The sequence below is a fragment of the Streptomyces sp. NPDC002144 genome, from assembly GCF_053593695.1.
In genome coordinates, this window is sequence record NZ_JBSFDB010000003.1 from 37462 (window position 1) to 50314 (window position 12853).

Sequence of the window (12853 nt, forward strand, 5' to 3'; positions counted from 1 at the left end):
TCACCGGCAGCGACCTTGATGCGTCGACGGCTCTCCCGGCCTGTATTGATCCGTTGATCAACCGGACCCGTTGATCAACCAAATCAGTTGATCAATCGTTGGTGACCAGGACCTTGAGCGCCGTGCGCTCGTCCATCGCCTTGTAGCCGTCCGGGACGCCCTCGATGCCGACGGTCATGTCGAAGACCGGCGACGGGTCGATCGTGCCGTCCAGGACGTCGGGCAGCAGGTCCGGGATGTAGGCGCGGACGGGAGCGACGCCGCCGCGCAGCGCGATGTTCCGGTCGAACATGACGCCCAGGTCGACGCCGGTGCCGCTGCCGTGCGGGACACCGACGAATCCGATCGCGCCGCCGTCGCGGGTGATCTCGATCGCCGTGCGCATCGACTGCTCGGTCCCCACCGCCTCCACCACGGCGTGCGCCCCCTGACCGCGGGTGAGCTCACGCACCGCCTCGACGGCCGCGTCCCCCCGCTCGGCGACGACGTCGGTGGCGCCGAAACGGCGGGCGATGTCCGTGCGGACCTGGTGACGGCCGAGCGCGATGATCCGCTCCGCGCCGAGCCGCTTGGCGGCCAGCACCGCGCACAGACCGACCGCGCCGTCGCCGACAACGGCGACCGTGGCGCCCGGGCGGGTGCCCGCGCCGAGGGCCGCGTGGTGGCCGGTGCCCAGGACGTCGGAGAGGGTCAGCAGCGCGGACAGCAGGTGCTCGTCGGACGCGGCTTCCTTCGGCAGCGGCACGAGCGTGCCGTCGGCGAACGGCACACGCACGGCCTCTCCCTGACCGCCGTCGTACCCGACGGAACCCCAGAAGCCGCCGTGCTCGCAGGAGGTGGTCAGGCCCTCACGGCAGTAGTCGCAGACGCCGTCGGACCACATAAAGGGAGCCACGACCAGGTCACCGCGCCGCACGCCCGTGACCTCGCTGCCGGTCTCCTCGACGAACCCGAGGAACTCGTGCCCGATGCGCTGGCCCGGCCGACGGGCCGCCTCGCCGCGGTAGGCCCACAGGTCGCTGCCGCAGATGCAGGCCCGCAGCACCCTCACCACCGCGTCGGTGGGCAGCTGCACCACGGGCTCGGGCACGTCCTCCACGCGCATGTCATAGGGGGCGTGGATGGTGGTGGCGCGCATGGCGAGGGTCCCTCTCGTGCGGTGTCGTGGGTGCGCTCAGGGGGTGGTCGAGCGCACTTCACGGTACGCCGTCGCGGGCGCGGGCCGCTCTTCGAGGGTGCCCCGGACCAGCAGGAACTGAGCGGCGGCGTACGTCAGCATGATCCACAGGTCGGGTCTCGGCGGCTGCGGCCAGTCGGCGACGCCGGTCGCGATGAGGGTGTCGGAGAGCATGAACAGCGCACCGCCGAGCCCGGCGACCGGGTCGAGCCGGGCGGCGGTGTACGCCATGGCCGTGAGCAGGGTGCTGTAGCCGGCGACGGGGACGCGCAGGTCCGCGGGCAGGTCCGGCCACAGCAGGGCGACCGTGGTGACCAGGGCGGCGGTGTAGACGGGGGCGAGCAGACGGCCACGCGCGCGGGACGTGCCGTGTGGCGGTCGCCGGCGGCGGAAGTGGACGAGGTAGCAGACGTGCCCCGCGGCGAAGGACGCCATCCCCGCGAGGAACGCCGGGTCCGCGTCGGACAGCAGCAGGACGTCACCGCCCCAGCCGCACAGGAGCGCGGCGATCAGCAGCCGGGGCGCGCCGCGCACGCCCGCGTGGGCGGCGAGAAGCGGCATCAGCAGGGGCTTGGCGACGACATGGCCGGGGTGGAAGCCGGCGGTCAGGGAGGCGAGATCGACGACGGTGGCGGTGACGAAGGCGCCGAGGAGGACAGGCGCCAGGGCACGGGTGCGTGCCCTGCCCTCAGGGCCCGGCGTCACGCCGCCGCGGTCCCCTCGGCCGGGGCCGGCTCGGCGACCGGGGCGGCCTCCACCGGGGGCGTCGGCGCCCAGCCCGGGCCGCGGAAGACCCGCCCGGCCCGCTCGCCCCAACTCCTCGCCGCCCGGACGTCCTTGAGGATCGCGGCGTACTCATGGGTGGCGACCTTGATCGGGTTGAACGTGTTGATGTTCTTGGTCAACCCGTAGACGGGGCGTTCGGTCTCGGGCACGAAGGAGCCGAAGAGCCGGTCCCAGACGATGAGGATGCCGCCGAAGTTGCGGTCCAGGTAACCGCCCTGGGAGGCGTGGTGGACGCGGTGGTGGGAGGGGGTGTTGAAGACGAACTCGAACCAGCGGGGCATCTTGTCGATGCGTTCGGTGTGGATCCAGAACTGGTAGACGAGGTTGGCCGAGGAGCAGAAGGCGAGGGCCGCCGGGTGCACGCCGACGGCGATCAGGGGGACGTAGAACGGCCAGACCGTCCAGGTCGTCCAGGGCTGGCGCAGCGCGGTGGTGAGGTTGAACTTCCGGCTGGAGTGGTGGACGACGTGGCAGGCCCACAGGATGCGGATGACGTGGTGGCCGCGGTGGGACCAGTAGTAGAAGAAGTCCTGCGCGAGGAGCATCAGGGGGACGGTCCACCACAGCACGGGCACGCGCAACGGCGTGAGTTCGTAGACCGCCGAGTAGATCGCGACGATCGGGATCTTCCAGAAGAAGTCGAAGACGAGGCTGCCGAGTCCCATGCCGACGCTGGTCGCGGCGTCCTTGGTCTCGTATCCGGCCGCCTCCTCGTCGGGATGGATGCGCACGCTGATCATCTCGACCACGGTGAGCAGCACGAAGGCGGGTATCGACCACAGCACGACATCGGGCAGGTTCGGCATGGGGGCACCGTAGAACCGCTGGTCGGCCGCGGCTAGACGTTGTTACCCACAAGTATTTCCCGGGGTACGCGCTTGCTTCTTGGTGATCTCCGCCAATGGGTGTGCCACGCGGCGGCCTTGTGCGCGACAGGCCCTGGACCTGCCCTAGACCCCGGCGGCGCCCAGCAGTGCCCCCGCCGCGTACGTGACGCCCATCGCCAGCGCGCCGCCCGCCACGTTCCGCAGGACGGCGCGGCCCGGTTCCGCGGCGCCCAGGCGGGCGCTGCTCCAGCCGGTGATGACGAGGGCGGCCAGGACCGAGACCACGGTGATCCACACCCGCCAGCCCGCGGGCGGCAGCACGATCGCGAGCAGGGGCAGCAACGCGCCCACCGTGAACGCGAGGAAGCTCGCCCAGGCCGCGTTCCAGGGGTTCGTCAGCTCGTCGGGGTCGATGCCGAGCTCCACGCGCGCGTGCGCCCTGAGCGCGTCCCGTTCCGTCAGCTGCTCGGCGGCCTCCCGGGCGACCTCGCGGGACAGGCCGCGCTCCTCGAGCAGTTGCGTCAGTTCCTCCAGCTCGGCCTCGGGCTGCTCCTTCAGCTCCCGCTTCTCCATCGCGAGGGCGGCCATCTCGGAGTCGCGCTGGGTGGACACGGAGACGTACTCGCCCGCGGCCATCGACATCGACCCGGCGAGCAGCCCCGCGAGCCCGGCGGTGAGGAGCGCGGAACGGTTGTCGGTCGCGCCGGCCACACCGACGACCAGTCCGGCGGTGGAGACGATGCCGTCGTTGGCGCCGAGCACCGCCGCCCGCAGCCAGTTCAGCCGCTGCCCCAGTGCGCCCCCGTGGGCCTCACCGCCGTGCGTCGCTTCGCTCACACCGGGAGGATGCCACCCCGCCGACACCCCCACGCGCACCGACGCTCACGGACCTGCGCCCCTCCCGTGCGCCCGCCCCTCACCACACCCGTACCGAGGCCCCCGTCGCGAACAGCGGGCTGGTCGCGTCCTCCGGGGGTTCCGGCAGGGGCTCCGCGATCTCCTCCACCGTCGGGCCCACCTTCGCCGCGATGGGGTCCAGCAGGTCCAGGTCGAAGCCGTAGACGCGGGCCGCGTTGCCGCCCAGCATCGCGGTCAGGTCCTCGCGGGGGACGCCCGGGAAGGCGAAGCGCAGGCCCTCGCGCGTGTACGGGTAGGTGCCCTCGTCGTGCGGGTAGTCGCTGCCCCACATGATCTTGTCGACGCCGATGCGGTCCCGCAGCGGCACCTCGTGGGGCCGCATGAAGCTGGCGCCGACGTAGCAGTTGTCGTGCCAGACCTCGGAGGGCGGTTTGCCCATGCGGGCGGCGAGGCCGGCGCCGAACTTGGACTCCGCCGTGGACGCCTTGGTCGCGGCGGCGATGAGACGGCCGTGGTAGTAGTCCAGCATGTCGAGCACGCCCGGGATCCAGCCCGAGCCCTGCTCGGTGAGGACGAGTTTCAGGTCCGGATGACGACGGAAGGCGCCGCCGAAGACGAGGTGCCACAGGGCGCGGTGGGAGAACCAGGTCGTCTCGACCATGAAGACCGCGCGGGCGGCCGGTTCGTCGCCGAGCGGCGGGGACGCCGAGCCCGCGTGGTGGTTGACGGGCACGCCCAGTTCCTCGCAGACGGCCCAGATGGGGTCGTACGCCTGCGAGTAGAGCTCCGGCAGCCCGGAGCCCGGTGGGGTGCCGGGGAGCATCAGGCCGCCCTTGAGGCCCGCCTCGGCGGCCCGCCTGATCTCCTTGACGGCAGCTTCGACGTCACCCAGGAGGATCTGGAAGACGCCCGCGCGCCGGCCTGGCGCCGCCGCGCAGAAGTCCGCGAGCCAGCGGTTGTGGGCGCGCAGTCCGGCCCAGCGCCGCTCGAACTCCTCGGCGGTCGGGGCGGGCGCCATCAGGGAGCCGGACGGGAAGAACGGCGGGATGGTGTTGGGGAAGATCACCTCGGCGACGATTCCGTCCTGCTCCAGTTCCGCGAGGCGCCGCTCGGAGTTCCAGTTCTGGTCGGCGGCGTCGGCGAGGAGGTCCTCGTAGGGGTTGACGTAGGTCGCCGCCCACACGTCGAACTCGTCGTGGTAGCGCTTCTCCAGGTAGGGCTTGTAGTCGAGGAGGTCGGCTCCCGCGTGGCAGTCGGCCGAGATGACCGTGTACCGGTCGTTCACCGCGTCACCCCCAGGGTCGGGAAGTCATGGTCGGTCAGCCAGTGCCGGCCCACCTCGCGCGAGCGCGCCCAGGAGGCCTCCACGGCCTCCTGGTCGTCCGGCTGGCCGAGGTCGGCCGGGGTGGGCCCGATGCGCCGGGCCAGCGGGGTCAGCCTCGCCACGTCGAAGCCGAACACCTCGGCGGCCGCGAGGCCCAGCATGCGGCGCGTTTCGGCGACCGGGATGTCGTGGAAGGTCCGGCGCAGCCACGCGTGTGTGTCGGGCCAGGTGCCCTCGGGGTGCGGGAAGTCGCTGCCCCAGAGGATGTTGTCGACGCCGATCTCGTAGCGCTGGGCGAGTTCGCGGCGCTTGGTGTTGGTCGCGCAGATGAAGACCTGGCGGTCGAGGTACTCGCTCGGCGGCCGCTTCAGCTCCTCGAAGGGGGAGAGCTTCTTGCCGCCGTGCGCGCCCAGGTAGAGGCGGTCCATGAACCACAGCAGGTTCGGCAGCCACCAGCAGCCCGACTCCGCGACCCCGAACCTGAGGCCGGGATGGCGTTCGAAGACCCCGGACCAGAGCAGGAACCACAGGGGGCGGGCCGGCCACCAGGTCACCTCGCTGACGAAGATGCCGAGGTGGTCGCCGTACTCGTGGCGCGGTGCCGATCCGGAGTGGGTCAGCACCGGCATGCCGCACTCGGCCGCGGCCGCCCACACCGGGTCGTAACGGCGGTCGTGGTAGGGCTCGTTGTCGCCCCACAGCGCGGGGATCATCAGGGCGCCGAGCCCCGACTCCCTGGCCCGGTGGATCTCGGCGACCACCTTCGTCACCTCGGCCGTGACGGGCAACAGGGCGACTCCGCAGTGCCGTTCGGGGTTCTCCGACACGAAGTCGGCGAGCCAGCGGTTGTGCGCCTGCGCGCCCGCCATGCCGAGCTCCGGATCGTGGTCGCCGGACAGGCCGAGGCCCACTCCGAAGGGGGCGGCGGTCTGGCTGTCGACAGCGTCCGCGTCGGGGAAGACCACCTCGGCGGCCACCCCGTCGCCGTCGAGCTCCTTGAGCCGCTGGGCGGTGTCCCAACCGCCGCGCAGGCCCTCCTCGTTGTCCTGGAACCACTTGGCCGCGAACGCGTCGTTGCGGATGCCGAGCCGGGTCATCTCCTCGCGACGGCGTTCGCGCCCGGCGAGGAACTCGTCGAAGTCCCGGTGGAACCGGCTGTCCAGATAGGGCCGGTACTCCTCGGTCGGCAGCCCGGCATGGCAGTCGGAGGAGATGATCAGATACGGCTCCTGGTCGGTCACATCGGCCTCCTCAGTCCAGGATGAAGCTCTCCAGGTACGACGGGTTCGTGCGGTCCAGCATCGACCCGGCCCGCGCGCGGATCTGGGCGTCGCTGTGCTCGCTCGGCGGCAGCAGCCAGAAGCGGTCGGCGCGGACGCCCTCGACGACGAACTCCGCGACCTCCTCCACGGGCGTGAAGCGGACCTCCTTGCCCGCCGAGCGCATCGCGGTCTCCCACTGGTCGAGGCTGCGGTACGGGGTTTTCCGCGGCCGCTCCTTCGCGTACCGCTCGGGACGGTTGCGGTGCGACTCCCACAGGCCGGTGCGCAGCATGTGCGGTCCGGGGAAGAGCACCGAGGCGCCCACGCGCGCGTGCTCCGCCCTCAGGTGGGCGTACAGGGACTCGGTCATGGTGACGACGGCCGCCTTGGTGACGGCGTACACCGAGGCGGTGGGCAGTGGGGCGATGCCGCCGTCACCGGAGGACGTGTTGACGACATGACCGGGTTGACCCGAGTCGATCATCCGTGGAACGAAGGCCTGGATCCCGTGGAAGACGCCCCACACGTTGACGGAGAACGCCCACTTCCAGTCGTTCGGTTCGTGCTCCCACATCCGGCCCTCGGCGCCCGAGCCGACCCCGGCGTTGTTGCACAGCAGATGGACCGCGCCGTACGTGTCGTACGCCGACTCGGCGAGGTCGAGCACCTGTTGGCGCTCGCCGACGTCCACCACGCGCGCGTGCACCTCCGCGCCGGCGGCCCGCAGATCCGCGGCGGCCTTCTCCAGCGCGCTCTCCTCGACGTCCGCGAGGACCACCTTCAGTCCCTCCGCCGCGAACCGCCGGGCCATCGCGAGCCCGATCCCGCTCGCCGCGCCGGTGACGACGGCGACCTGGCCTGCCTGGAGCTCCATTAGGCGGCCCCTTCCGGGTTTTCCGGCGGCGCGTCGTGGACCTGCCGCGGATCGTCGTAGCGCTGGTGGACGTACGGCAGCAGCGCCTCGCCGCCGACCCGTTCGACGACCTTGCCGCGCTGGTCGCTGGTCTTCTCGCCGATGGTGATGTCGAGGAGCCCGAGGACCGGGAGGTCGGCCACCGGGTCGTACATCGACTCTCGCAGGACGACGTCCCCCGTGACGCGTTCCAGCCGGCGCACCTTCTCGTGGCGTACGCAGTGCACGAGCACCGGGTCGGCGTCGAAACCCGAACCGTCCACGGCGGGAAGGAACTTGAAGTAGAAGTCGGTCTTGCGGCTCGGCTCCGGCAGGGGCAGCGTCTCGCCGACCCGGCCGCGCACCTCCACGAAGGCGATGTCGTGCCGGGCCATCCACGCCCGTACCGCGGACCCGTCCCGCTCGACCCTCACCTCGCCCAGTTTCTTCGGCTCCCCGAAGACCTCACGGCCGCCGGTCAGGGCCCGCTCATGGGTCATCGGCATCACGAGCGGGTACCAGCCGTCGACGCCGCCGTGGCTCGCGGCGACCGCGAACGAGCCCGCGCCGAGCGGGTATCCGGGCAGATCGACCTTGCTGATGTTCACCCGGACCAGCGGCCGGCCGGTGGGTTTCAGCGGCGGTGGCAGCACCGCGGCCAGGGCGTCCGGGTCGGTCTCCCACAGGGCCACCACACCGGTGGACCAGATGTCGGGAAGTCTCGCGCTCGCCGTCCGCGCCGCGGCGATCTCCGCCTCGGTCCGTGCGCCGTACCGTACGCGTGCCATACGCCGTACCGCCCTTCCGTCGAGGGGTCACACGCCGGGCGGGAGGCACGCTTGCACCGGGCGGTGAAAAGGTCCATAGCCGCGCGCGGGGCATTCCGGACATTCGAACGGGCTTGTGGGGCAGGGCACCTGACGGAGGGGAGTGTCAGTGGCGGCCCGTATCCTCAGTGACCATGCTCGAAGACCCTACGACGACCGCAGCGCCCTCCCCCACGGCGTGGCCGGCCGCGTATCCGCAGGGATACGCGGTCGTTGACGTGGAGACCACCGGCCTGGCCCGGGACGACCGGATCATCTCCGCGGCCGTCTACCGGCTGGACGCACGCGGCGAGGTCGAGGACCACTGGTACACGACGGTCAACCCGGAGCGGGACCCGGGCCCGGTGTGGATCCACGGGCTGACGAGCGAGGCGCTCGAAGGGGCTCCCCTGTTCACGGACATCGCCGGGGAGTTCGCGGACCGGCTGGAGGGCCGGGTGCTCGTCGCGCACAACGCGGTCTTCGACTGGCAGATGATCGCGCGGGAGTACGCACGCGCGCGGCGTGAGGCACCGGTCCGTCAGCGGCTGTGCACCATCGCCCTGTCCAAGGAGCTGGGCCTGCCGCTGCCCAACCACAAGCTGGAGACACTGGCCGCCCATTTCGGCGTGGTGCAGCGCCGGGCGCACCACGCGCTGGACGACGCGCGGGTGCTGGCGGAGGTGTTCCGGCCGAGCCTGGCGGCAGCGGCGGCGGGCGGCGTACGGCTGCCGTTGCTGGAGTGCCGCCCGCTGACGGAGTGGAGCGACAGCCCGGTGCCGCGCCAGCCGGGCGGCTACGGCGGTTACCGGCAGACGAGTTGGCGCCCCTCGCGCAAACGCCCTGCCTGCCCCTACCCCAACCCGGGCCGCTACGAGGACGGCAAACCGCTCAAACAGGGCATGCGGGTGGCGTTCTCCGGGGACACCTCGGTCGAGCGGGACCTCCTGGAGGACCGCGCGGTCGAGGCGGGGCTGCATGTCGCGACCAGCATCTCCCGGCTGACCAGTCTGCTCGTCACGAACGACCCGGACTCGGGCACCTCGAAGGTCGTCAAGGCGCGGCAGTACGGCACCCCGGTGGTGGATGAGGCGGCCTTCGGGCAGCTGCTGCGCGATGTGGCGCCGGCCGACGGGTGACCCGTACGGACGGGTGATTGCGCGGCGACTCGCCCACCGCCGACTCGCCCCCACGGCGGTGGCGGCTCACCCTGTGGCGCATGGCGAAATGTGAAGTTTGCGGCAACGACTACGGAATGTCCTTCGAGGTGCACGCACAGGGCGCCGTCCATGTGTTCGACTGCTTCTCCTGTGCGATCCATCGCATGGCCCCCGTCTGCGAGCACTGCCGGGTGCAGATCATCGGGCAGGGCGTCGAGGTCGGGAACCAGTGGTTCTGCGGTGCCCACTGCGTCCGCGAGGCCGGGAAGACGGGGATCGTCGACAAGGTGTGACCCGCCACCCGCGTGCGTGCGCCCCACGACCGAGTTGTACGGTCGTGGGGTGTACCGCTTCCTGTTGACCCGGCAGTGGGTGATCCTCACGCTGGTCGCCCTGCTGCTCATCCCCACGATGATCAGGCTGGGCATCTGGCAGATGCACCGCTACGAGGAGCGCAGCGCCCGCAACCAGCTGGTCTCCGACGCGCTGCACGCGAGGCCGGTGCCCGCCGAGCGGCTGACCTCGCCGGGACATACCGTGACCAGGCACGACCGCTACCGCACGGTCACGGCGAAAGGTCACTTCGACACCAAGGACGAGGTCGTCGTCCGCCGCCGCACCAACTCCGACGACGAGGTCGGCTACCACGTCCTGACCCCGTTCGTGCTCGCCGACGGCAAGGTGCTGCTGGTCAACCGGGGCTGGATCCCCTCCGACGGCCCGAGTCAGACCACGTTCCCCAAGGTGCCCGCGCCGCCCGCCGGCACGGTGACGATCTCCGGGCGGCTGATGCCCGACGAGACGACCGCGGCCAGCGGCATCAAGGACCTCAAGGGGCTGCCGCCCCGGCAGATCATGCTGATCAACAGCGAGGAGCAGGCCCGCCGTCTCGGCGCCGAGGTACTCGGCGGCTACATCCAGCAGACGGCGCCCGATCCGAAGGGCGACACCCCGGAGCAGATCTCCGACCCGGGCAAGGAAGACGCCCCGCTGAACTACGCGTACATGATCCAGTGGTGGCTGTTCGCGGCCGGTGTCCCCTACGGCTGGTGGGTGCTGGTCAAGCGTGAGCGCCGGGACCGGGCCGAGGCGGCGGCGAAGGAGTCCGAGACGGAGGCCGAACCGGCGTCCGTGTGAGGCACCGGCCCGCCTCACCCGCCCGGGTCAGCCCCTGATTGTCGGCCGCCGCCGCCGGGAACCCGCACAGCGTGCACCCGCGTATCGAGGACTACGCCCTGATCGGCGACGAACAGACGGCCGCGCTGATCGGCCTCGACGGCTCCGTCGACTGGCTGTGCCTGCCGCGCTTCGACTCCGCGGCCTGCTTCGCCAGGCTGCTCGGCGACGAGGACAACGGTCACTGGCGCATCGCCCCCAAGGACGCCGAGGGCCCCTGCACCCGGCGCGCCTACCGGCACGACACGCTCGTCCTGGACACGGAGTGGGAGACCGGCGAGGGCGCGGTGCGCGTCACCGACTTCATGCCCGAGCGGGACCGCACCCCCCACCTCGTCCGCATCGTGGAGGGCCTCGGCGGCCGGGTGACCGTCCGCAGCACCCTGCGCCTGCGCTTCGACTACGGCTCGATCGTGCCCTGGGTGCACCGGTCCGGCGAGGAGCGGGTGGCCGTCGCCGGCCCGGACGCGGTGTGGCTGCGCAGCGAACCGGACGTGCACACCTGGGGCGAGGACTTCGGCACCCACACCGAGTTCACCGTCGAGGAGGGCGAGCAGGTCGCGTTCGTACTCGGCTGGCACCCCTCGTACGAGTCGCCCCCGCCGCGCATCAACCCGCACAAGGCCCTGCGCACCAGCGTCCGCGACTGGCGGGAGTGGTCGGGACGCTGCCGTTACGACGGCCCGTACCGCGACACCGTCGTCCGCTCCCTGATCACCCTCAAGGCCCTCACCTACCGTCCCACCGGCGGCATCGTGGCCGCCGCCACCACCTCGCTCCCGGAGGAGGTCGGCGGCGTCCGCAACTGGGACTACCGCTACTGCTGGCTGCGCGACTCGACCCTCACCCTGAACGTGGGGCTGTCCGCGGGCTACCGCGAAGAGGCCGAGGCCTGGCGCGACTGGCTGCTGCGCGCGGTCGCGGGCGACCCGGCCGACCTGCAGATCATGTACGGGCTCGCGGGCGAGCGGCGGCTGCCGGAGGTCGAGCTGCCGTGGCTGTCCGGCTTCGCCGGCTCCACGCCCGTACGGATCGGCAACGACGCCTACACCCAGCTCCAGCTGGACGTGTACGGCGAGGTCATGGACTCGCTGTACCTGGCCCGGAGCTCGGGGCTGTCGACCAGGCCGCACATGTGGGCGATCCAGGTGGCGCTGATGGACTGGCTGCGCGACGAGTGGCGGCAGCCGGACGAGGGGCTGTGGGAGGTGCGCGGCGGCCGGCGGCACTTCGTGCACTCGAAGGTCATGGTGTGGGTGGCCGCCGACCGGGCCGTGCGCACCCTGGAGGAGAACCCGGGGCTGGACGGCGACCTCGACGGCTGGTGCGCGCTGCGCGACGAGGTGCACCGGGAGGTCTGCGAGAAGGGCTTCGACAGGGAGCGGAACACCTTCACGCAGTCCTACGGCTCGCGCGAACTCGACGCGGCGCTGCTGCTCATCCCGCGCGTGGGTTTTCTACCGCCGGAGGATCCGCGGGTGCGCGGCACGATCGACGCGATCCGCGAGGACCTGACGCACCGCGGCTTCCTGCGCCGCTACAGCCTGGACGAGACGACGGTCGACGGGCTGCCCGGGGACGAGGGTGCGTTCCTGGTCTGCTCGTTCTGGCTGGCGGACGCGCTGCAGATGACGGGCCGCACCGAGGAGGCGCGCGAGCTGTTCGAACGGCTGGTGGGGCTCTGCAACGACGTGGGGCTGCTGTCCGAGGAGTACGACCCCGTGGCCCGCCGCCAGCTCGGCAACTTCCCGCAGGCCTTCAGTCACGTCGGTCTGGTGAACACCGCCCTCGCCCTGTTCGGCACGGGCGAGGCAGGATAGGGGCCATGGATCTTGGACTGAAGGACCGGGTGTACGTCGTCACGGGAGCCACGCGGGGCCTCGGCAACGCGGCGGCGCGGGAGCTTGTCGCCGACGGGGCGAAGGTGGTGCTGACCGGCAGGGACGAGAAGCGGGCCGCCGACGCGGCGGCCGAACTGGGGCCGGACGCCGTGGGAGTGGCCGTCGACAACGCCGATCCGCAGGCGGCGGCGCGGCTGATAGCGGCGGCGCGGGAGCGGTTCGGGCGGTTCGACGGCGTTCTGGTGAGCGTGGGCGGGCCCGCTCCGGGGTTCGTCGCCGACAACACCGACGAGCAGTGGCAGGCGGCGTTCGAGTCGGTCTTCCTCGGGGCGGTGCGGCTGGCCCGGGCGGCGGCCGCGGAGCTGGAGGCCGGGGGTGTCATCGGGTTCGTGCTGTCGGCGTCGGTGTACGAGCCGATTCCGGGGCTGACGATCTCCAACGGGCTGCGGCCCGGTCTCGCCGGTTTCGCCAAGTCCCTGGCGGACGAGCTCGGGCCGCGGGGCATCCGGGTGGTGGGCCTGCTCCCCTCCCGCATCGACACGGACCGGGTGCGCGAGCTGGACGGGATGTCCGCGGACCCGGAGGCCACGCGAGCCGCGCACGAGTCCCGTATCCCGCTGCGGCGTTACGGCACGCCGGAGGAGTTCGGGCGGGCGGCGGCGTTCCTGCTGTCGCCCGCCGCGTCCTATCTGACGGGCATCATGCTTCCCGTGGACGGCGGAATGCGGCACGGCTTCTGAGGGA

General features: G+C 71.7%; 13 protein-coding genes. 5 read left to right on the forward strand and 8 right to left on the reverse strand.

The features are described 5' to 3' along the window. Positions 1-91: 91 nt before the first annotated feature. From ACWCQ1_RS05105 to ACWCQ1_RS05140, 8 genes are all read right to left on the reverse strand, one after another. The gene (locus ACWCQ1_RS05105) at positions 92-1138 is read right to left on the reverse strand and encodes a zinc-dependent alcohol dehydrogenase family protein (RefSeq protein WP_133048241.1); all 1047 of its coding nucleotides are present in this window, start codon (positions 1136-1138) and stop codon (positions 92-94) included. 36 nt (positions 1139-1174) lie between these two features. Beyond that, positions 1175-1882, reverse strand: a complete 708-nt coding sequence (locus ACWCQ1_RS05110; protein WP_451025887.1) for a lysoplasmalogenase — start codon at positions 1880-1882, stop codon at positions 1175-1177. After that, positions 1879-2769: a sterol desaturase family protein gene (locus ACWCQ1_RS05115; protein ID WP_451025888.1), complete on the reverse strand. Its 891-nt coding sequence runs from the start codon at positions 2767-2769 to the stop codon at positions 1879-1881. Before ACWCQ1_RS05115 ends, ACWCQ1_RS05110 begins: the two co-directional genes overlap by 4 nt. 144 nt (positions 2770-2913) lie before the next feature. After that, positions 2914-3627 (reverse strand): VIT1/CCC1 transporter family protein, encoded by a 714-nt coding sequence (locus tag ACWCQ1_RS05120; protein WP_133048239.1) that lies wholly within the window; start codon positions 3625-3627, stop codon positions 2914-2916. 79 nt (positions 3628-3706) lie between these two features. Continuing rightward, positions 3707-4933, reverse strand: coding sequence for an amidohydrolase family protein (locus ACWCQ1_RS05125; RefSeq protein WP_358611048.1), 1227 nt, complete (start codon positions 4931-4933; stop codon positions 3707-3709). Next, positions 4930-6213 (reverse strand): amidohydrolase family protein, encoded by a 1284-nt coding sequence (locus ACWCQ1_RS05130; protein ID WP_358611045.1) that lies wholly within the window; start codon positions 6211-6213, stop codon positions 4930-4932. Before ACWCQ1_RS05130 ends, ACWCQ1_RS05125 begins: the two co-directional genes overlap by 4 nt. Before the next feature lie 10 nt (positions 6214-6223). Beyond that, positions 6224-7108, reverse strand: coding sequence for an SDR family NAD(P)-dependent oxidoreductase (locus ACWCQ1_RS05135; protein ID WP_133048236.1), 885 nt, complete (start codon positions 7106-7108; stop codon positions 6224-6226). Beyond that, a complete protein-coding gene (locus ACWCQ1_RS05140; protein WP_133048235.1) occupies positions 7108-7914 on the reverse strand; it encodes an acetoacetate decarboxylase family protein in 807 nt (268 codons plus the stop codon). Before ACWCQ1_RS05140 ends, ACWCQ1_RS05135 begins: the two co-directional genes overlap by 1 nt. Before the next feature lie 173 nt (positions 7915-8087). On the opposite strand from ACWCQ1_RS05140, the gene ACWCQ1_RS05145 reads away from it, so the two are divergent. The 5 genes from ACWCQ1_RS05145 to ACWCQ1_RS05165 all read left to right on the forward strand — a co-directional run bounded on the left by ACWCQ1_RS05145 (position 8088) and on the right by ACWCQ1_RS05165 (position 12849). Next, positions 8088-9071 carry a DEDDh family exonuclease gene (locus ACWCQ1_RS05145; protein ID WP_133048234.1) on the forward strand — a complete coding sequence of 328 codons (984 nt, stop codon included), beginning with the start codon at positions 8088-8090 and terminating at the stop codon, positions 9069-9071. Positions 9072-9151: 80 nt separating this feature from the next. Next, positions 9152-9385, forward strand: coding sequence for a hypothetical protein (locus ACWCQ1_RS05150; protein WP_451025889.1), 234 nt, complete (start codon positions 9152-9154; stop codon positions 9383-9385). Positions 9386-9434: 49 nt separating this feature from the next. Then, positions 9435-10229: an SURF1 family cytochrome oxidase biogenesis protein gene (locus tag ACWCQ1_RS05155; protein WP_207929973.1), complete on the forward strand. Its 795-nt coding sequence runs from the start codon at positions 9435-9437 to the stop codon at positions 10227-10229. Between the two features lie 71 nt (positions 10230-10300). Continuing rightward, positions 10301-12088 (forward strand): glycoside hydrolase family 15 protein, encoded by a 1788-nt coding sequence (locus tag ACWCQ1_RS05160; protein ID WP_451025890.1) that lies wholly within the window; start codon positions 10301-10303, stop codon positions 12086-12088. A gap of 5 nt (positions 12089-12093) precedes the next feature. Next, complete coding sequence (locus tag ACWCQ1_RS05165; protein ID WP_358611036.1) at positions 12094-12849, forward strand: SDR family oxidoreductase; 756 nt, start codon at positions 12094-12096, stop codon at positions 12847-12849. Positions 12850-12853: the final 4 nt, after the last annotated feature.